Origin of the sequence: Enterobacter sp. K16B, from assembly GCF_020216105.1 — a bacterium.
GTDB lineage: Bacteria > Pseudomonadota > Gammaproteobacteria > Enterobacterales > Enterobacteriaceae > Enterobacter > Enterobacter sichuanensis.
Map to the genome: position 1 here is coordinate 46,276 of NZ_JAIWJZ010000057.1, position 20,680 is coordinate 66,955.

Annotated in this window: 19 protein-coding genes; 6 read left to right on the forward strand and 13 right to left on the reverse strand. The window is 51.8% G+C overall.

What is annotated here, in order from left to right:
- Positions 1–79 precede the first annotated feature (79 nt).
- Both leuE and LDK53_RS12400 read right to left on the reverse strand, forming a co-directional pair.
- Positions 80–715 carry a leucine efflux protein LeuE gene (gene leuE, locus LDK53_RS12395; protein WP_025756562.1) on the reverse strand — a complete coding sequence of 212 codons (636 nt, stop codon included), beginning with the start codon at positions 713–715 and terminating at the stop codon, positions 80–82.
- Positions 716–823: 108 nt separating this feature from the next.
- Complete coding sequence (locus LDK53_RS12400) at positions 824–997, reverse strand: YciY family protein (RefSeq protein ID WP_225287318.1); 174 nt, start codon at positions 995–997, stop codon at positions 824–826.
- A 158-nt stretch (positions 998–1,155) separates the two neighbouring features.
- On the opposite strand from LDK53_RS12400, the gene cls reads away from it, so the two are divergent.
- Both cls and LDK53_RS12410 read left to right on the forward strand, forming a co-directional pair.
- Positions 1,156–2,616 carry a cardiolipin synthase gene (gene cls / locus LDK53_RS12405; protein WP_025756561.1) on the forward strand — a complete coding sequence of 487 codons (1,461 nt, stop codon included), beginning with the start codon at positions 1,156–1,158 and terminating at the stop codon, positions 2,614–2,616.
- Between the two features lie 33 nt (positions 2,617–2,649).
- Positions 2,650–2,979, forward strand: a complete 330-nt coding sequence (locus tag LDK53_RS12410) for an HI1450 family dsDNA-mimic protein (RefSeq protein WP_025756560.1) — start codon at positions 2,650–2,652, stop codon at positions 2,977–2,979.
- A gap of 31 nt (positions 2,980–3,010) precedes the next feature.
- On the opposite strand, the gene LDK53_RS12415 is transcribed toward LDK53_RS12410, so the two are convergent.
- The 7 genes from LDK53_RS12415 to LDK53_RS12445 all read right to left on the reverse strand — a co-directional run bounded on the left by LDK53_RS12415 (position 3,011) and on the right by LDK53_RS12445 (position 10,899).
- The gene (locus tag LDK53_RS12415) at positions 3,011–3,880 is read right to left on the reverse strand and encodes an ion transporter (RefSeq protein ID WP_052685753.1); all 870 of its coding nucleotides are present in this window, start codon (positions 3,878–3,880) and stop codon (positions 3,011–3,013) included.
- Between the two features lie 14 nt (positions 3,881–3,894).
- Positions 3,895–4,899 carry a murein tripeptide/oligopeptide ABC transporter ATP-binding protein OppF gene (gene oppF / locus LDK53_RS12420; RefSeq protein WP_225287319.1) on the reverse strand — a complete coding sequence of 335 codons (1,005 nt, stop codon included), beginning with the start codon at positions 4,897–4,899 and terminating at the stop codon, positions 3,895–3,897.
- Positions 4,896–5,909: an ABC transporter ATP-binding protein gene (locus LDK53_RS12425; protein WP_025756557.1), complete on the reverse strand. Its 1,014-nt coding sequence runs from the start codon at positions 5,907–5,909 to the stop codon at positions 4,896–4,898. Before LDK53_RS12425 ends, oppF begins: the two co-directional genes overlap by 4 nt.
- 11 nt (positions 5,910–5,920) lie before the next feature.
- Positions 5,921–6,829 (reverse strand): oligopeptide ABC transporter permease OppC, encoded by a 909-nt coding sequence (gene oppC / locus LDK53_RS12430; RefSeq protein ID WP_025756556.1) that lies wholly within the window; start codon positions 6,827–6,829, stop codon positions 5,921–5,923.
- Positions 6,830–6,843: 14 nt separating this feature from the next.
- Positions 6,844–7,764, reverse strand: a complete 921-nt coding sequence (gene oppB / locus LDK53_RS12435; RefSeq protein WP_008502786.1) for an oligopeptide ABC transporter permease OppB — start codon at positions 7,762–7,764, stop codon at positions 6,844–6,846.
- Between the two features lie 84 nt (positions 7,765–7,848).
- Positions 7,849–9,480: an oligopeptide ABC transporter substrate-binding protein OppA gene (gene oppA / locus LDK53_RS12440; RefSeq protein WP_025756555.1), complete on the reverse strand. Its 1,632-nt coding sequence runs from the start codon at positions 9,478–9,480 to the stop codon at positions 7,849–7,851.
- 771 nt (positions 9,481–10,251) lie between these two features.
- Positions 10,252–10,899, reverse strand: coding sequence for a YchE family NAAT transporter (locus LDK53_RS12445; RefSeq protein ID WP_021240330.1), 648 nt, complete (start codon positions 10,897–10,899; stop codon positions 10,252–10,254).
- Between the two features lie 478 nt (positions 10,900–11,377).
- Between LDK53_RS12445 and adhE the strand changes: the two genes are divergently transcribed.
- Positions 11,378–14,056 (forward strand): bifunctional acetaldehyde-CoA/alcohol dehydrogenase, encoded by a 2,679-nt coding sequence (gene adhE / locus LDK53_RS12450; protein WP_025756553.1) that lies wholly within the window; start codon positions 11,378–11,380, stop codon positions 14,054–14,056.
- A gap of 66 nt (positions 14,057–14,122) precedes the next feature.
- Here adhE and tdk read toward each other — a convergent pair whose 3' ends face one another.
- Entirely contained in the window at positions 14,123–14,737 is a 615-nt protein-coding gene (gene tdk / locus LDK53_RS12455) for a thymidine kinase (RefSeq protein WP_025756552.1), read from the reverse strand.
- A 548-nt stretch (positions 14,738–15,285) separates the two neighbouring features.
- On the opposite strand from tdk, the gene hns reads away from it, so the two are divergent.
- Positions 15,286–15,699 carry a histone-like nucleoid-structuring protein H-NS gene (gene hns, locus LDK53_RS12460; protein ID WP_008502781.1) on the forward strand — a complete coding sequence of 138 codons (414 nt, stop codon included), beginning with the start codon at positions 15,286–15,288 and terminating at the stop codon, positions 15,697–15,699.
- Positions 15,700–15,898: 199 nt separating this feature from the next.
- Here hns and galU read toward each other — a convergent pair whose 3' ends face one another.
- The 3 genes from galU to rssA form a co-directional block, all read right to left on the reverse strand.
- On the reverse strand, positions 15,899–16,807 hold the full coding sequence (gene galU, locus LDK53_RS12465) for a UTP--glucose-1-phosphate uridylyltransferase GalU (protein ID WP_008502780.1): 909 nt from the start codon (positions 16,805–16,807) through the stop codon (positions 15,899–15,901).
- A gap of 200 nt (positions 16,808–17,007) precedes the next feature.
- Positions 17,008–18,021 carry a two-component system response regulator RssB gene (gene rssB / locus LDK53_RS12470; protein ID WP_045286278.1) on the reverse strand — a complete coding sequence of 338 codons (1,014 nt, stop codon included), beginning with the start codon at positions 18,019–18,021 and terminating at the stop codon, positions 17,008–17,010.
- A gap of 91 nt (positions 18,022–18,112) precedes the next feature.
- Positions 18,113–19,015, reverse strand: coding sequence for a patatin-like phospholipase RssA (gene rssA / locus LDK53_RS12475; protein WP_225287320.1), 903 nt, complete (start codon positions 19,013–19,015; stop codon positions 18,113–18,115).
- 114 nt (positions 19,016–19,129) lie between these two features.
- Between rssA and LDK53_RS12480 the strand changes: the two genes are divergently transcribed.
- Complete coding sequence (locus LDK53_RS12480) at positions 19,130–19,588, forward strand: YchJ family protein (protein ID WP_225287321.1); 459 nt, start codon at positions 19,130–19,132, stop codon at positions 19,586–19,588.
- A 46-nt stretch (positions 19,589–19,634) separates the two neighbouring features.
- Positions 19,635–20,477, forward strand: coding sequence for a formyltetrahydrofolate deformylase (purU, locus tag LDK53_RS12485; protein ID WP_014832256.1), 843 nt, complete (start codon positions 19,635–19,637; stop codon positions 20,475–20,477).
- Positions 20,478–20,680: the final 203 nt, after the last annotated feature.

Consider the following 20,680-nt stretch of genomic DNA (forward strand, 5'->3'; position numbering starts at 1 on the left):
ATTTAGTTGTACTATACAACTAAATGATGAGGGGTTGTCAATAACATTAAAAAGGCTCCCGCAGGAGCCTTTCAAACCATCAATGCAACGACGCTAACCTCGCCGCAAACCCGACAAACAGCAGCCCGATCAGGCCATTGCCCAGCTTTGCCAGTTTCTTTTTGGTTTTCAGATAACGCGTGACAAACGCGCCGGAGAAGATCAGGAAGCTCATATAGATAAAGCTAATCAACTCAAGCGTGGTCGCGAGGATCAGGAAAGAGGTTCCGGTGTTTTTCGCATTCACGTCAATGAACTGAACGAAGAACGAGACGTAGAACAGAATCGCTTTTGGATTCGTCAGGCTTAATACCAGCGCGCGCTTCATGATCATACTGGCAGGCTCGGGGCCGCTCTCGTGAGCGTTGTTCTGACGGTTCACCACCGACCAGAGCATTTTGCCGCCCAGCCACAGCAGATAAAACGCACCGAGATAACGCACGATATTAAACAGCACCGGGGTAGTCTGAATTAATGCAGCAACGCCCGCCCAGGCCAGAAACATCAGTACCGCATCACCGATAAATACCCCTGTCGCGGCAAGATAGCCTTTTTTCACGCCGTGACCAATCCCGGTTTTCAGTACAAACAGGGTATTGGGTCCTGGCACCAGCACGATAAAAAATGCGCCGACCACGTACGTCCAGAAATTCAGTACACCAAACTCCGCAAACACTTCTCCCTCCTTTTGCTACACCCAACAGGAACAGCGCTGCAAATACGCTATTCCAAAAAAAAAGACGCTATAAAAACAGTGGGCACCATTACGGTGCCCTCATGGTTCTCAGGAATCCTGGACGGCGAACAACAACGCGTTGCGGTGCCGGGTCATTCCACATTTCCTGATGGCGTGAATACGCATATTGCGGCGGGATTGTGCTTCCAGCCAACGAGCCTTGCGACGACTCACCTGTCGCAACATGCGCCAGCGCCCTACTTCTGTTCTACTGCGCTTCATGTCTACAACTCTTTCTCTAACACTTTTTCTCTAAAAGAAAGGCCATTATAAACCCAACCCCTCAGCAAACCAGCGCTTTTAGCTGGCGTTTTTATTTGCCAGATGATTCCTGATGCGTACACTCATAACAATACGCTTTCAAAAGGATTTTTTTACTCATGACAACCTTCTACACCGTGGTGAGTTGGCTGGTCATTCTGGGATACTGGCTGTTAATCGCGGGTGTGACATTACGCATCCTGATGAAGCGCAGAGCCGTTCCCTCTGCCATGGCCTGGCTTCTGATAATCTACATCCTGCCGCTGGTAGGAATTATTGCCTATCTCTCTTTCGGTGAGCTTCATCTGGGGAAACGCCGCGCCGAGCGGGCCCGCGCCATGTGGCCTTCGACCGCGAAGTGGCTCCACGACCTTAAAGCCTGCAAACACATCTTTGCCGAGGAGAACAGCAGCGTAGCCTCCTCGCTGTTTAAGCTGTGCGAGCGCCGTCAGGGGATTGGCGGCGTAAAAGGCAACCAGCTCCAGCTGCTGACCTCCTCCGATGACGTCATGCAGGCGCTGATCCGCGATATCCAGCTGGCCCGGCACAATATCGAGATGGTGTTTTATATCTGGCAACCCGGCGGCATGGCCGACCAGGTGGCAGAATCGCTAATGGCCGCCGCGCGACGCGGTATTCACTGCCGCCTGATGCTCGACTCCGCGGGCAGCGTGGCCTTCTTCCGTAGCCCCTGGGCAGGCATGATGCGTAATGCTGGCATCGAGGTGGTTGAGGCGCTGAAGGTCAATCTGCTGCGTGTGTTTCTGCGCCGGATGGATCTCCGCCAGCACCGCAAGATGGTCATGATCGATAACTATATTGCCTATACCGGCAGCATGAACATGGTTGACCCCCGTTTCTTCAAACAGGACTCGGGCGTGGGCCAGTGGGTGGATTTGATGGCGCGCATGGAGGGGCCGATTGCCACCTCGATGGGCATCGTCTACTCCTGTGACTGGGAGATCGAGACCGGTAAGCGTATCCTGCCGCCGCCGCCCGACGGCAATATCATGCCGTTCGAAGAGGCCAGCGGTCACACTATTCATACCATTGCCTCTGGCCCGGGCTTCCCGGAAGATTTGATCCATCAGGCGCTGCTGACGGCTACGTACTCCGCGCGTGAATACCTGATCATGACCACGCCCTACTTTGTTCCCAGCGACGATCTCCTGCACGCGATCTGTACCGCAGCGCAGCGCGGTGTTGATGTGAGCATCATTTTGCCGCGCAAAAATGACTCGCTGCTGGTGGGCTGGGCCAGCCGCGCCTTCTTTAGCGAACTGCTGGCTGCAGGGGTAAAAATATACCAGTTTGAGGGCGGACTGCTGCATACCAAGAGCGTGCTGGTTGACGGTGAGCTAAGCCTGGTGGGAACGGTGAACCTGGATATGCGCAGCCTGTGGCTAAACTTTGAAATTACGCTGGTGATTGATGATGCCGGCTTTGGCGGCGACCTCGCGGCGGTGCAGGATGATTATATCTCCCGCTCCCGCCTGCTGGATGCCAGACTGTGGGTAAAACGTCCGCTGTGGCAGAGAATTGCCGAACGACTGTTTTACTTCTTTAGTCCGTTGCTGTAAAACGTGCCCAACGATGTTAAACAGGTAGTCATCATGGAAATGGATCTGAACAATCGCCTGACCGAAGACGAAACGCTCGAGCAGGCCTATGACATTTTTCTCGAACTGGCGGTTGATAATCTCGATCCCGCGGACGTGATCCTCTTTAATCTGCAGTTCGAAGAGCGCGGCGGCGCCGAGTTGTTCGATCCTGCTGAAGACTGGGCCGAGCATGTGGATTTCGACCTCAATCCGGACTTCTTTGCTGAAGTGGTGATTGGGCTGGCCGATGAAGACGGCGGCGAAATTAACGATATCTTCGCCCGCGTCCTGCTGTGTCGCGAAAAAAACCACAAGCTGTGCCATATTCTCTGGCGCGAATAATAAAAAAGGCTGCGATTGCAGCCTTTTTTATTTAATCCGCTAACTCACTTCCGCACCGGTTGCAGTACCGGGCATTAAGCTCATGTTCCGCCTGGTGGCAGCGCGGACATTTACGCTGCTGCTTGCGGGTCTGAAAGGCACTGCTCATGTGCGTGGTAATCAGCCCTGTTGGAATGGCAATCACCGAATATCCAATCAGTATCAGTACCGATGCGACAATACGTCCCAGCGGCGTATGCGGTGTGATATCCCCATACCCCACCGTCGTGACGGTAACAATTGCCCAGTAGACAGAGGCGTTGAGCGTCGTGAAGCCATATTTAGGCCCTTCTATCAAGTACATCAGCGCGCCAAAAACAATCATGACGATGGCTATAAACGAGTAGAAGAGAATAAGCTGATGGCGGGCGCTGACGATCGCGCTCCAGAATATATGCAGAGACGGCATAAAACGCAGTAATTTCAGGATGCGTAATACCCGAATAACGCGCATCGCTCGCCAGGCAAAGACATAGCTCAGGCTGATTTCCGGCCACAGCCACATCACATAGAGAGGCAGAATTGTGGCTAAATCGATAAATCCCCAAAAGCTGAAAACATATCGGGCCGGGTTGGGCCAGGCTATCACTCTGAGAAGATATTCCGCGGTAAAGACCAGGGTTATTATCAGTTCAAGCCAGACAAAGATATGCCACTCGTCAAACGTCAGATGATATTGCGTTCCGGCACCTGACTCTATAAAGATGACAATCACGCTGAGGAGCGCAAATAATCCGCAGAGCCCTTCGACGCGTCGTCCGGACAGCGTTTCAGGATCGAATAATAAATGATAGAGCCGCCGACGGGCTGACGTGAATATACGCGACACAGTGACCTCGCAAAAAATAAGGGCTGACATCATGTCAGCCCTTGCGATTATAACGGGTCTACTTTCAGGCAGGAAACCGCATGTCGGAAACTGCCTTCCAGAACCGGTCGCGTTTTGGCGCATTCCGGCCCGGCCATTGGGCACCGCGTACGGAACACGCAGCCCGACGGCGGGTTGATCGGTGAAGGTAATTCCCCTTCCAGAAGCTGAATCGTTTTATTCTTTTCCAGATCGGGATCGGGGATCGGCACTGCCGACATCAGCGCTTTGGTGTAGGGGTGCAGCGGATTATGGTACACCTCATCGTAGGTGCCCAGCTCCACGGCATGACCCAGGTACATCACCAGCACGCGGTCAGAGATGTGTTTCACCACGGCCAGGTCGTGCGCAATGAAGATTAACGATAGTCCCATCTCCCGCTGCAGCTTCTGCAGCAGGTTCACTACCTGCGCCTGAATGGACACGTCCAGCGCGGAAACCGGCTCATCGCAGATGATCAGTTTCGGCTCGAGGATCAGCGCACGCGCAATACCAATACGCTGGCATTGGCCGCCGGAGAACTCGTGCGGATAACGGTTGATGAGGTTGGGCAACAGCCCCACCTTCATCATCATCGCTTTAACACGATCGCGGACTTCCTGGCGCGGCGTCTTCGGGTGATAGGTGCGCAGCGGCTCGGCAATGATTTCACCGATGGTCATACGCGGGTTTAATGACGCCAGCGGATCCTGGAAAATCATCTGGATATCGCTGCGCACGTCGCGCCACTCGTCGGGTTTCATGCCCAGCAGATCTTTGCCCAGCCACGCCACTTTACCGCCGGTCGCTTTCACCAGACCGATAATGGCACGCGCGAAGGTCGATTTGCCGCAGCCAGACTCGCCCACCACGCCCAGGGTTTCCCCTTCATACAGACGAAGCGTAACACCGTCCACCGCTTTCAGGGTCTTAGGCGGCTGCCAGAACCACTGTTTGCCATCTTTGATGTCGAAATGCACTTTAAGATCGGCGATTTCGAGCAGCACGTTGCGTTTTTCATCTAATGCGTTCATACCAGCTCCTCCTGCGGCTTAAAGCAGGCGCGCAGACGGCCTGGTGCAAACTCTTCCAGCGGCGGCGCGCTGTTGCAGATCTCCATCGCGTGCGGACAACGCGGCTGGAATGGACAGCCTTTCGGCAGACGCAGCAGGTTCGGCGGGTTGCCCGGAATGGTCAGCAGGGATTCCCCTTCCGCATCGAGGCGCGGAACCGCATTCAACAGGCCAATCGAGTACGGATGCGCGGGGTGATAGAAGACATCACGCGCTTTGCCATATTCCATGGTACGACCGGCATACATCACCAGCACCTTGTCACAGATGCCCGCCACTACCCCCAGATCGTGGGTGATCATGATAATCGCCGTGTTGAACTCACGCTTCAGCTCGTTTAACAGGGTCATGATTTGCGCCTGTACGGTCACGTCCAGCGCAGTGGTTGGTTCATCAGCAATCAGCAGTTTTGGCCGACACAGCAGCGCCATCGCAATCATCACACGCTGGCGCATACCGCCAGAGAACTCATGCGGGAACATGCGCATACGCTTACGCGCTTCCGGCATTTTTACCGCATCGAGCATTTTAACGGACTCTTCAAAGGCTTCGGCTTTGCTCAGGCCTTTGTGCAGCATCAGCACTTCCATCAGCTGCTCACCCACGCGCATGTACGGGTTAAGCGAGGTCATCGGATCCTGGAAAATCATCGAAATCTGCTCAGCACGCAGCTTGTTCAGCTCATGCTCTGGCAGGTTGAGGATCTCACGGCCGTTGAACCTGGCGGAACCGCCAATCACCCCGTTAGCCGCCAGTAGTCCCATCAGCGCGAAGGCCGTTTGCGATTTCCCGGAGCCCGATTCGCCCACGATGCCCAGCGTTTCACCGGCACGCAGGTTGAAGTTGAGATCGTTTACGGCGGTCACATCCCCGTCCGGCGTCTTAAAGGTGACGCGGAGATCTTTTACATCCAGCAGAAGGTCGCTGCGCTGTTGCGCCTGTGGCGCTGTTGCCGTTTCAATTATTGTCATCACGGCGCTCCTTAACGGTCTTTCGGGTCGAGGGCATCACGCAGGCCATCGCCGATAAAGTTAAAACAAAACAGGGTAACGACCAGGAAGCCAGCCGGATACAACAGCAGCCACGGTGAAACTTCCATTGAGTTTGCCCCGTCACTCAGCAGCGCACCCCAGCTGCTCAGCGGCTCTTGCGTACCCAGACCGAGGAAGCTCAGGAAGGATTCAAACAGGATCATGCTTGGCACCAGCAGTGAGGCATAGACCACCACCACACCCAGCACGTTAGGAACGATATGGCGAACCACGATATTTCCGGTCGATACGCCACCCACCTGCGCGGCTTCGATAAACTCTTTGCGTTTAAGGCTCAGCGTCTGGCCGCGAACAATTCGCGCCATATCCAGCCATGACACCATCCCGATGGCCACGAAGATCAACAGGATATTCTGGCCAAAGAAGGTCACCAGCAGGATCACGAAGAACATAAACGGGAAGGAGTTCAGAATTTCCAGCAGACGCATCATTACTGAGTCCACTTTGCCGCCAAGGTAGCCGGAAAGTGAGCCGTAGAGCGTCCCCACGATCACCGCCACCAGCGCCGCCGCAATACCCACCATCAGCGAGATACGGCCACCGATGGCGACGCGTACCAGCAGGTCACGACCGGAAGAATCCGTGCCAAAATAGTGGCCAGATTCCATATCCGGCGCGCTGGACATCATTCCCCAGTCGGTGTCGAAATAGGTAAATTGCGACAGCATCGGCGCCAGGGTCACAAACAGGGCGATGATCACCAGAACAATCAAGCTGGCAACCGCAGCACGGTTGTGCATAAAACGACGGCGCGCATCCTGCCAGAGGCTACGACCTTCTACTTCCAGTTTTTCACTGAAGTTTTCCAGCGCCTCGCTGTTTTTCTTACTCAACATCATGGCGTGCTCCAGTGTTAGTAACGGATTTTCGGATCGATGACGGCGTACAGCACATCGACGATAGCGTTAAAGAGGATGGTCAGCGCACCGACGAGAATAGTCAGGCTCAGCACCAGCGAATAGTCGCGGTTGAGCGCGCCGTTAACGAACAGCTGGCCAATCCCCGGCAGACCGTAGATCGTTTCGATAACCATTGAACCGGTGATGATCCCGACAAAAGCCGGTCCCATGTAGGAGAGCACTGGCAACAGCGCCGGTTTAAGCGCGTGGCGGAAAATAATCCGGCGCATCGGCAGCCCTTTAGCGCGCGCGGTGCGAATGAAGTTTGAGTGCAGTACTTCGATCATCGAACCACGGGTGATACGCGCGATGCTGGCGATATACGCCAGAGATAAGGCCACCATTGGCAAAATCATGAACTTTAATGCCCCGCCGTTCCAGCCGCCGCCCGGCAGCCACTTCAGCGTGATGGCAAATATCATCACCAGTAATGGCGCTACAACGAAGCTGGGTATTACTACCCCGGTCATTGCTACCCCCATTACGGCATAATCCCATTTGGTATTTTGTCTGAGCGCGGCGATTACGCCGGCGGTGACCCCGAAAACGATAGCCAGAATGAATGCGGCCGCACCCAGCTTAGCTGAAACCGGGAAGCTGGACGCCACCAGGTCGTTAACGGAATAGTCTTTATATTTAAATGACGGTCCAAAATCACCGTGAGCCAGCTGCTTCAGATAATTGAAGTACTGGGTGGAGATAGGATCGTTTAAGTGGTATTTCGCTTCGATATTCGCCATCACTTCTGGCGGCAGCGTACGTTCACCGGTAAAAGGACTGCCCGGCGCAAGACGCATCATGAAGAAGGAAATCGTGATGAGAATAAATAACGTTGGAATCGCTTCAAGACAGCGACGTAGGATAAATTTCAACATTGCCCGTACCTTCTGGCGTGTGCCTATATAATGTGACGTTGGTTAGACACCGTGGGGCGAGCAAGCTCGCCCCACTCATTGCCATTAATGCTTGATAATATACAAGTTTTTAACGTAGATATTATCCATCGGGTCTTTACCGGTGTAACCACCTACCCACGGTTTCACCAGACGGGCGTTAACGTAGTAGTAAACCGGAACGATCGCGGAATCTTTATCCAGCTGCTGCTCAGCTTTAGAGTACAGTTCAGTACGCTGTGCTTCGTCAGTGGTTTTCAGCGTGTCGGCAATCAGCTTGTCAAACGCCGGGCTCTTATAGTGCGCGGTGTTGTTTGAGCTGTCGCTCAGCATGGTGTTCAGGAAAGAGGTCGGCTCGTTATAGTCCGCACACCAGCCTGCACGCGCCACATCAAAGGTGCCCTGATGACGGCTGTCGAGGAAGGTTTTCCACTCCTGGTTCTCCAGCTTCACGTTTGCGCCCAGGTTCTTTTTCCAGATCGAGGCGACAGCGATAGCCAGTTTTTTGTGCAGATCGGAGGTGTTGTACAGCAGGCTGAAGGTCAGCGGTTTATCCGCGGTGTAGCCTGCTTCGGCCAGCAGTTTCTTCGCTTCCGCGTTACGCTGTTCCTGCGTCTGTTTGAACCAGTCTGGCTCGGTCAGTTTTGCGCCATCGGTGTATGGCGGGGTGTAGCTGTATGCCGGCAGATCGCCCTGGTTTTTCACTTTGTTCACGATGATGTCGCGATCCAGTGCCAGCTTCAGCGCAGTACGGACACGTACGTCGGTGAACGGTGCTTTCTGGTTGTTGATCTCATAGTAATAGGTGCACAGGTATGGATCGACGTGAACTTCTTTCGGGATCTCTTTTTTCAGTTTCTGGAACAGTTCAATCGGCATGTTGTTATAGGTCATGTCGATTTCGCCGCTGCGGTAGCGGTTTACGTCAGTCACTTCAGAAGAGATTGGCAGGTAGGTGACCTGGTTAATCACGGTTTTGGCGTTGTCCCAGTACTGCGGGTTACGCTCCAGGACCATACGTTCGTTGACCACCCAGTCTTTCAGTTTATACGCACCGTTGGTCACGATATTGGCAGGCTGGGTCCATTTTTCACCAAATTTTTCCACAGCGGATTTTGGTACCGGGGAGACGGACGGGTGAACCAGCAGCTTATAGAAGTACGGAACAGGTTCGCTCAACGTCACTTCAAAAGTATTGGCATCAATCGCTTTTACGCCGAGATCGGTTACCGGTTTTTTGCCCGCGATGATGTCATCAATATTGGCGATGTGGCCATATTGCAGGTAGCTCGCATATGGAGAGGCGGTCGTTGGATTCGCCAGACGCTGCCAGCTATAAACGAAATCTTCCGCCGTTACCGGCGTACCGTCGGACCATTTCGCATCTTTACGCAGATGGAAAGTCCAGACTTTGAAATCTTTGTTTTCCCATTTTTCTGCCACGCCCGGAGCCGGGTGGCCGTCTACGTCGGTGACCAGCAGACCTTCGAACAGGTCGCGGTTAACGTTAGACTCAGGAACACCTTCAATTTTGTGCGGGTCAAGAGACTGAACTTCCGCACCGTTGTTACGCACCAGCGTCTGCTTCTCAGCCAGTTGAACACCTGCAGGAACGTCCGCAGCCATTGCAGCGTTGCCCGCGATTAGCGCAGTTAAAATCCCCGCCGCTACCAGATTTTTTTTTGTGATGATGGACATTGTGTTGGTACTCCACTCATTATAATTACTGGCCTTCGCCAGCTGTGTAATCCCCTGTTGGGGCCTGTACAGCGCAGGAGTTTTTTTTGCTGCTGTCAGGTTCTTCTTTTACTGCTTGCTATCACCGACTTTTTTATTACTGACCGCTCGTATGGCCGTCTTGCGTCGATTCTTCACAGGTCTCCCCTGTTTGAGACCCGTGCTGGATATCTGAGAAGAGAACAATATGAAAATAATTCTCATCTGGTTGTTTTATGCTGCAAAATATTAGGCCGGAAAGTATCAAATGGCGTAAACGCGCGCCAATACATTTTGCAAATTTGTTAAGCAATTCTCTTTTACGGTGAACACCGTATCTTTGTGGGCAGCCCTGCCAGACATTGAATACCCTTAAAAACATCAAATATTCAATGTGATAGAGAAAATTTTCTCTGCGAGCGCGTCGTTGCGCTCTCAACGAGTGGTTTTGTACAAAAATTTAACAACTGGTTATTATTTAGCACATTCCTCTAAGGGAATGTTGAAATTACTAATATCATTTCGGTTATCTCTCAGCAAGCCCCAGAGTATCATGTGAGTAAAATAACAGAGCGATCGCAGGTTTTCTGCACAGAGGAAGTCAGGCGGGTTTAATAACTTATTGAAATACAAGAAGTGAACATTATTAGTAGAATTTATTATGACATGTGAGCATTTCAACTTTAGTTATATGATTTGCTGATAATCACGTAAAAAAAACGGAGCCGTCGCCCCGTTCTTTCATCCGAAATATTAGTGTAACAGGCCGGGGAAAATGCTTTTAATCCCCGTAACGATGAATTCAATGCCTAACGCCATCAACAACAGGCCCATGATACGGGTAATGACGTTGATGCCCGTCTGCCCCAGCAGGCGTACCAGCCAGGGCGCCATGCGGAATACACCCCAGCAGCAGAGCGCGAAAATGGCAATGGCGACAGAAAAGCCAATCAGGTGCATCAGGCTATGGTAACGCGTGCCCCAGACAATGGTTGAACTGATGGCGCCAGGACCGGCCATCAGCGGTAATGCCAGCGGTACCACGCCAATGCTCTCTCTGATGGCGGTTTCCGACTTCTCCTGTTTGTTCTGTTTATCCTCGCCCAGCTTTCCGCTGATCATAGACATGGCGATGGTCACCACCAGGATCCCACCCGCTATGCGGAAAGAATCAATCGAAATCCCGAACAGCTGAAGAATCGCGTCCCCGAGAAAAAGGGAGGTCAGCAATATGATCGCCACTGACAGGTTAGCGGTCAGGTTGGTTTTATTCCTGGCCGCCGCCGTCTGGTAACTCGTCATACTAATGAAGACAGGAATGATCCCCACCGGGTTGACCAGGGCAAACAAACCAATAAAAAATTTAAAATATGTTGGAAAATCAAAGAGCGTTTGGATCACGTTTTGCTCCGCTTATACAGTTGCCCGGGACTGACAGGTTGTCATGAGAAATCGCGCTGAAGATACCTTTTTTATCAGCATACTTCACTTGAAATCTGTACCAAAACGTTATCATTTCAGGATGTTAAACATTTGTATAATCAATGATAGCGCCGCTTCCAATACTTACGTAATTATTTAACACTGGAAAAATCTCAACGAAATAACCCTGCTGAAAGGTATCAGCTTGGGGGAAAATTGACGCAGATCATGATTTCCGTACTCAGAAGTGAGTAATCTTGGTTACGCCCCCAGGGAGGTCACCTGCCAAAAAAGGATGATGCTAAGGTAAGGCTCTTTTAGTAAATTAGTGTGCTGGTGCAGAAAGTAACTCTTTGTTTTATTTTAAGTTACGCAAGTGGTTTCGGCTCTGTCTATACTGTGTGACGTATCGAGCGCTGGTTTACTAAAAGAGTTTAAACATTATCAGGAGAGCATTATGGCTGTTACTAATATCGCTGAACTGAACGCCCTCGTCGAGCGCGTTAAAAAAGCCCAGCGTGAATATGCCAATTTCACCCAAGAACAGGTTGATAAAATCTTCCGCGCGGCCGCACTGGCTGCTGCAGATGCTCGAATCCCTCTCGCTAAAATGGCCGTTGCCGAATCCGGCATGGGTATCGTTGAAGATAAAGTGATTAAAAACCACTTCGCTTCTGAGTATATCTACAACGCCTATAAAGATGAGAAAACCTGTGGCGTGCTGTCCGAAGACGACACCTTCGGTACTATCACTATCGCCGAACCTATCGGCATCATTTGCGGTATTGTTCCGACAACCAACCCAACCTCTACTGCCATCTTCAAATCGCTGATCAGCCTGAAGACCCGTAACGCAATCATCTTCTCTCCACACCCACGTGCGAAAGACGCGACCAACAAAGCTGCGGATATCGTTCTGCAGGCTGCTATCGCTGCGGGCGCACCAAAAGATCTGATTGGCTGGATCGACCAACCTTCTGTTGAGCTGTCTAACGCGCTGATGCATCACCCTGACATTAACCTGATCCTCGCGACCGGTGGTCCTGGCATGGTTAAAGCAGCATACAGCTCCGGTAAACCGGCTATCGGTGTGGGTGCGGGTAACACGCCTGTAGTCATCGACGAAACTGCTGATATCAAACGTGCTGTTGCGTCTGTACTGATGTCTAAAACCTTCGATAACGGCGTGATCTGCGCATCTGAACAGTCTGTGGTCGTTGTAGACTCCGTGTACGATGCCGTTCGCGAACGTTTCGCCAGCCACGGCGGCTACCTGCTGCAGGGTAAAGAGCTGAAAGCGGTTCAGGACATCATCCTGAAAAATGGCGCGCTGAACGCCGCTATCGTCGGTCAGCCAGCGTATAAAATCGCTGAACTGGCAGGCTTTACTGTGCCGGCAACCACCAAAATCCTGATCGGTGAAGTGAAAGTTGTCGACGAAAGCGAGCCGTTTGCACACGAAAAACTGTCTCCTACGCTTGCCATGTACCGTGCGAAAGATTTCGAAGACGCGGTAGAGAAAGCCGAGAAACTGGTTGCTATGGGCGGTATCGGTCACACCTCTTGCCTGTACACCGACCAGGATAACCAGCCAGAACGTGTGGCTCACTTCGGCCAGATGATGAAAACGGCGCGTATCCTGATCAACACCCCTGCTTCTCAGGGTGGTATCGGTGACCTTTACAACTTCAAACTCGCACCTTCCCTGACTCTGGGTTGTGGTTCCTGGGGTGGTAACTCCATCTCTGAAAACGTTGGTCCAAAACACCTGATCAACAAGAAAACCGTTGCTAAGCGAGCTGAAAACATGTTGTGGCACAAACTTCCGAAATCTATCTACTTCCGCCGTGGCTCTCTGCCAATCGCGCTGGATGAAGTGATTACTGATGGCCACAAACGTGCGCTCATCGTGACTGACCGTTTCCTGTTCAACAACGGCTACGCTGACCAGATCACCTCTGTGCTGAAAGCAGCTGGCGTTGAAACTGAAGTGTTCTTTGAAGTTGAAGCTGACCCAACCCTGAGCGTAGTACGTAAAGGTGCTGAACTGGCTAACTCCTTCAAGCCTGATGTGATTATCGCACTGGGTGGTGGTTCCCCAATGGACGCCGCGAAAATCATGTGGGTGATGTACGAGCATCCGGAAACCCACTTCGAAGAACTGGCGCTGCGCTTTATGGACATCCGTAAACGTATCTACAAGTTCCCGAAAATGGGCGTGAAAGCGAAGATGATCGCGGTAACGACCACTTCCGGTACCGGTTCAGAAGTCACTCCATTTGCGGTTGTAACCGACGATGCAACAGGTCAGAAATACCCACTGGCTGACTACGCGCTGACGCCAGATATGGCTATCGTTGATGCGAACCTGGTCATGGATATGCCGAAGTCACTGTGTGCGTTCGGTGGTCTGGATGCCGTGACTCACGCCCTGGAAGCTTATGTTTCAGTACTGGCATCTGAGTTCTCTGACGGTCAGGCTCTGCAGGCACTTAAACTGCTGAAAGAAAACCTGCCAGCGTCTTACAACGAAGGCTCTAAAAACCCGGTTGCTCGTGAACGTGTCCACAGTGCCGCAACCATCGCCGGTATCGCGTTTGCTAACGCCTTCCTGGGTGTTTGTCACTCAATGGCGCACAAACTGGGCTCACAGTTCCATATTCCTCACGGCCTGGCGAACGCCCTGTTGATCAGCAACGTTATCCGTTATAACGCGAACGATAACCCAACCAAGCAGACTGCTTTCAGCCAGTACGACCGTCCGCAAGCTCGTCGTCGTTATGCTGAAATCGCTGACCACCTGGGTCTGAGCGCACCGGGCGACCGTACTGCTGCTAAGATCGAGAAACTGCTGGCATGGCTGGAAAGCCTGAAAGCTGAACTGGGTATTCCTAAATCAATCCGTGAAGCGGGCGTGCAGGAAGCTGACTTCCTCGCTCACGTAGATAAGCTGTCTGAAGATGCATTCGATGACCAGTGTACCGGTGCTAACCCACGCTACCCACTGATCTCCGAGCTGAAACAGATCCTGCTGGATACCTACTACGGTCGTGAGTTCAAAGAAGGTGACGTTGCCGCTGTGAAAACAGAAGCGCCTGTCATTAAAGCTGACAAGAAAGCGAAGAAAAGCGCTTAATTGACTGCTGATGAAAAACCCGCCTTTATGGCGGGTTTTTTTTATGTCTGAATGATAAGGCCGACGTTACTTTCTGTTATCGTGCTGAATCGCCGTCAGCGAGCCTACGGCCAGCGCTTCCTTATAGTGCTTACGGCAGACCGATACATAACGTTCATTCCCGCCTATCACCACCTGCTCACCATCTGCATAAGGTTTCCCGGCCTGGTCGAGACGAAGCACCATGCTGGCTTTACGACCGCAAAAACAGATAGTCTTCAGTTCAACGAGTTTATCCGACCAGGCGAGCAAATACTGGCTCCCGGCAAAGAGTTCACCGCGGAAATCCGTACGCAGCCCGTAACAAAGCACGGGAATATCGAGTTCATCCACCACCTCTGAAAGCGCATGAACCTGTTCACGCGTCAGAAACTGGCTCTCATCTACCAGAACGCAGTGAATGGGCTGCGCGGCATGAGCTGTGCGAATGTCCTCATACAGGTCCGTTTTGGGGTTAAACAGTCTCGCAGGCGACGAGAGCCCTATTCTGGAGCTTACCTTCCCTGCTCCAAAGCGGTCGTCAATTTCCGCCGTATAAACAACGGTACGCATTCCTCGTTCCTGGTAATTGTATGAGGATTGCAGCAACGCGGTGGATTTCCCGGCATTCATTGCCGAATAGTAGAAATAAAGTTGTGCCATTGGCCGTAAAACCCTAATCAATGTGTAATATTCCCGATGATTGATTGTACCATATTTTGTCTGGTCATCCGCGATGCGGCGCACAGCCCCTGCGGTCGAGGGCGGTTTTCAGGAACGACGGTTTACGAAAATAGTGCGTTAAAACAGGAGGTAAACCCATTCAGCATGGCTGATATGTTATAAGTTCAACCAAACATAACACTTCTTTTTATAGTGGAATCATCGTTCATTAAAATTCACTATTTATTAACTATTCCAGTCTTAGCATCCCTGACGGGAACTAATACGAAAGGCTGATATTTCTCCGCCGCAACTATAATTCCTGCGGTAAATGTCACAAAAAAACAGGCGAGCGACCGGGTTAAGCTGGTTTGCGTGATAACAAGCGAGACTGTCGGGCGATGAAATTTAAGTTAGCGTAATTAATAATAGCGGCATTATTTAGTATTTTTTGAATTCCTTACATTCCTGGCTATTGCACATCTGAATTTATGGCTCTATTATTAGGTCAACAAACCACCCCCCATTATAAGTTTGAGATTACTACAATGAGCGAAGCACTTAAAATTCTGAACAACATCCGTACTCTTCGTGCGCAGGCAAGAGAATGCACCCTCGAAACGCTTGAAGAAATGCTGGAAAAATTAGAAGTTGTAGTTAATGAACGTCGTGAAGAAGAAAGCGCTGCTGCTGCTGAAATCGAAGAACGTACTCGTAAACTGCAGCAATATCGTGAAATGCTGATTGCTGATGGTATCGATCCAAATGAATTGCTGAACAGCATGGCTGCAGCTAAAACCGGTACTAAAGCTAAGCGTGCTGCTCGTCCTGCTAAATATAGCTATGTTGACGAGAACGGCGAAACTAAAACCTGGACTGGCCAGGGTCGTACTCCTGCTGTTATCAAGAAAGCCATGGATGAGCAAGGTAAACAGCTGGATGACTTCCTGATCAAGGATTAATCAAGCCGCATTCAGAAAAATCCCGCTTAATGCGGGATTTTTTTTAACCAAAATTTGTCGCAAACATCCCCTTACACTCTGTCATAAAGCGTTATTCACCTGTTTCGCCGCAGTTACTCCCGGCTGGTCTCTGGATGTTATGGACATAAAAAAACCGGTGGGCCAGGCCTCACCGGTTTTGAACATTTACCACTATGGCTTATTTCTTAATACCTACGCTCTCTTTGAGCCAGGTTTTAAATTCTTCACCAAGGGTATTGTGGCGAATGCCATATTCCACGAATGCCTGCATATAACCGAGCTTATTACCGCAGTCATGGCTCTTACCTTTCATATGGTAAGCCTCAACGGTCTCTTTCTCGATCAGCATATCAATGGCATCGGTCAACTGGATCTCATCACCCGCTCCTGGAGGCGTTTTAGCCAGCAGAGGCCAGATTTCGGCGCTCAGGACATAGCGACCCACTACAGCCAGGTTTGAAGGCGCTACGTCGGCTTTAGGCTTCTCTACGACGCCAACCATTGGCACACTTTCACCCGGCTCAAGGTTAACGCCTTTGCAGTCAACCACACCGTAAGCCGTCACGTCTTCCACCGGCTCAACCATGATCTGGCTGCTACCTGTTTCGTCGAAACGTTTGATCATCTCAGCAAGGTTATCCTGAGAGAGATCGGATTCGTATTCATCCAGAATTACGTCTGGCAGAATCACCGCAACAGGCTCGTCACCCACAACAGGGTGTGCACACATGACGGCGTGGCCCAGACCTTTCGCCAGCCCCTGACGAACCTGCATAATAGTAACGTGCGGAGGACAAATAGACTGAACTTCCTCTAACAGCTGACGCTTAACACGTTTTTCCAGCATGGCTTCAAGTTCAAAGCTTGTATCGAAATGGTTTTCGATAGAGTTTTTTGATGAATGCGTAACCAGCACAATTTCCGTAATGCCGGCTGCGATACATTCGTTGACGACATACTGGATTAATGGCTTATCAACCAGAGGCAGCATCTCTTTAGGAATCGCCTTAGTTGCTGGTAACATCCTGGTCCCCAATCCCGCTACCGGGATGACGGCCTTTCTGACTTTCGAATTTAGGGCAGCCATTCAAATTCTCCTGAGCTGTTCAAGTTTTGAACTTTTATGCAATAAATAACGCGTTGAGTATATCAGTCTCGCCCCGCAGTTCGGGTCTGAAAAGAACGCGTTGCCGATCAATTAGGATAAATACGCATGAATCTGGGCAGCGATAGTAGCACTCCCCGTAAAACACAGGTAAAGCAATCTTAAAATTAAGAACCAATTGCTTATTCCGTGGACAACATTAAGCGTAGCCGTCCCCCGGCGCCCCAAATTTGGCACTGCCAGGAGGAACAGCGGTGGCTTATTTGATTAAGATACGCCGTTCCCAATGTCCCAAGCGGCACACCGTTACTCACCTGAATATGGTGCTCACCGGTATTCAGTGAAGCGTTGAGGCCGGCTGAAACGAGGATAAGATTTTTTAAACCGCTGTGGTAATAACCGACCAGCAGCGGAAACTGTCCGGGTAAATTCGCCTGACGAAAAAGCTGGTTGACTTGTTTGAGTAAACTGCCTAACTCCGGCAACCGTTGTCCCTGATGCGATAACTGTTCCTGCAGCAAACCGTTAAATAACGCACGAAGGAGTAACGCCGCTAATACGCCGTTATCCCCCGCCCGGGTGACATCCAGGGAATAAAACGCAAGATCGACATCAGACAGTGGCGCAATATCCAGCACCAGCCCAGGCTGGTCTGCCGCCACCAGCTGACGATAATTGATACGGCAATGCGAAATGGTTTGCTGAACGGGCGGCTGGAGTTCTTGTAAAAGCTTCGCCGCAGCGGGCGGATCGCTGACCAGGGCATCCCAGTCCTGGAAAAGGCGCTCCTCTTCCTCTACCCGGGAATTAAACATATTCGGATAAAGACAGGCTAATACCGTTTCCCGTAACCGGTTCAGATCCTTGACCGGCTTAAGCAGAATATCCTGCACCCCAAGACGCAACGCTTTCGCGATATCCGCCATATTCTCAGTGGCGGATATCACCAGAATCGGCGTCTGGTTGCCTTCGTTACGCAGATGTTCAACCAGCTTCAGCCCATTCATCCGCGGCATCGCAATGTCGCAAATCATCAAATCGGGCGTAATGCTGTTCATTTTCTCCAGGGCGTCGATGCCATCTTCAGCCAGTGACGTGTTAGCGCCCAGTGAGGATAACCACGAATCCAGTAGCGATCGGAAAACGGGCTCGTCTTCTACAATCAAAATATGTTTTCCGGCCAATGGCTGCGTCATGGTTCCTCCCCTGGCTGACAGTAACTAAATAGTGGCATGCGATCGGCACTATCGCCTGTCAGATTTTGCTGAAGTAGTCAAAAAAAGGTGCTTAACGTGCTGTTCGCACAAAAGGCAACAGTTCGTTCATTTTCTTTTCGACGGCTAACGAGCCCGCTGCGATGGCTGCCTCAGCCCGATGGAAATCGAGGGTAGAGATTTGTGGACAGTACGGTTGAATAAGAATGTCTGGCGGGTCGCCGGCCATACGATTTCGCTTGAGGCGGTTCTCAAGTACCTGGATTGAGGTGGTCATGATTTCGATGGCTGTCGGGGCCGCCACCGCGCGTCGTGCGGTCATACGCCCGAGTCGACCACGCAGGCGCTCATGCCAGGCCAGTTTTCCACCCTCAGGTTCGTCGCTCTGCAGATTGACCGGCATAAGATCCTGTTGCATCAGGTGAGCATCATGCTGCAGGTCCACGGCAATCACGATGTCTGCCCCCATGGCACGAGTCAGAGAGATGGGGACCGGATTAACGACGCCACCGTCGACAAGCCAGTAGCCGTTATGCGGCACAGGCGCCATTAAGCCCGGTATACTGCAGGAGGCGCGAACGGCAAGATGGATATCCCCTTCGGTCAGCCAAAGCTCGCGACCGGTGCTAAGATTCGTCGCGACGGCGCCGAACGGCATCTGGCAATCCGTGAAGTCTTCGAGAGGCATAACCTGGCGGAACTGGTTAAAGACGCGTTCGCCGCGTAAGAGTCCGCCACGCTGCCATGAGAGATCCATCAGACGAAGCACGTCCCAGTAACTGAAGGAACGCACCCAGGTCTCGAGCTCCGGCAGCTTCCCGCACGCGTAAGCGGAGCCGACAAGCGAGCCGATTGAACACCCTGCAACAATATCGACGTCAACACCCATCTGTTTTAACGCGTTAATCACGCCGATATGTGACCATCCGCGGGCTGCACCTGAGCCCAGCGCCAGTCCTATTTTAACCTTTCTCATTAGCCCTGTTTTACGTCCCCTGGATTCCTGACATAGCATCAACGCAACAGCTCAGTTAACATAGTGCTACCCGAAGCGTTTAACGCCTTTATTTATTGTTTCAGGAAGAGAATCGTGTCTCAACTCTGCCCTTGTGGTAGCGCTCTGGAGTATAGCCTATGTTGCCAGCGATATCTTTCTGGCGATCAGGTTGCACCAGACCCGTCACACCTCATGCGTTCACGGTACACTGCTTTTGTGATCAAAGACGCAGACTACCTGATTAAAACCTGGCACCCGTCCTGCCACGCGGCGGAATTCAGACAGGAGATCGAAGCCGGGTTCGCCAGTACGCAATGGCTTGGCCTTACCGTCTATGAATCCTCAACCGGGATTCATGCTGATGAGGGTTATGTCAGCTTTGTGGCCCGCTTTACCGAGAATAATAAGCCTGGCGCCATTATCGAACGTTCCCGGTTCTTAAAGGAAAGCGGGCAATGGTATTATATTGACGGAACGCGCCCACAGTTTGGTCGTAACGATCCCTGCCCGTGTGGTTCAGGTAAAAAATTTAAAAAGTGTTGCGGGCAGTAACGCCTGACAACCCAGACTTCGCAAATACAAACAGGATTTCCCGGCGATGCAATCACTACAACGTAAAGTTCTGCGCACCATCTGTCCCGATCAAAAAGGACTGATCGCACGAATTACCAACATTTGTTACAAGCATGAACTGAATATCGTGCAGAACAACGAGTTCGTTGACCACCGTACCGGACGTTTCTTCATGCGTACCGAACTGGAAGGTATTTTCAACGACACCACCCTGCTTGCCGATCTGGACAGCGCGCTGCCGGAAGGCTCCGTGCGTGAACTGACCCCCGCAGGCCGACGCCGCATCGTGATTCTGGTGACCAAAGAGGCGCATTGCCTGGGCGATCTGCTGATGAAAGCCAACTACGGCGGCCTGGACGTCGAAATTGCGGCCGTTATCGGCAACCACGAGACGCTGCGCACGCTGGTCGAGCGTTTTGATATTCCGTTCGAGCTGGTCAGCCATGAAGGCCACACCCGTGAAGAACACGACAACCTGATGGCGCAGGCCATTGAAGCGCACAACCCGGACTACGTGGTGCTGGCGAAATATATGCGCGTGCTGACGCCATCCTTCGTGGCGCGCTTCCCGAATAAGATCATCAACATTCACCACTCGTTCCTGCCGGCCTTTATCGGTGCGCGTCCTTACCATCAGGCCTATGAGCGTGGCGTGAAGATCATCGGAGCCACGGCGCACTACGTGAATGATAACCTGGATGAAGGTCCTATCATCATGCAGGACGTAATTCATGTGGATCACACCTACACGGCTGAGGACATGATGCGCGCCGGGCGCGACGTTGAGAAGAATGTGCTCAGCCGTGCGCTGTATCAGGTGCTGGCGCAGCGGGTCTTCGTTTACGGTAACAGAACCATTATTCTTTAATCCCAGGGAAATGAATTGATTAGCTTTGCACCTTTACGGATAAAAAGCAGGCAAACGACGTCATTTCACTAAAGGAATGCTTTACAGGGGCGCCTCATTTGATATGATGCGCCCCGCTTCCAGCAGGAAGCAGGCCAGTTAATAGCATTACCCCGTGGTGGGGTTCCCGAGCGGCCAAAGGGAGCAGACTGTAAATCTGCCGT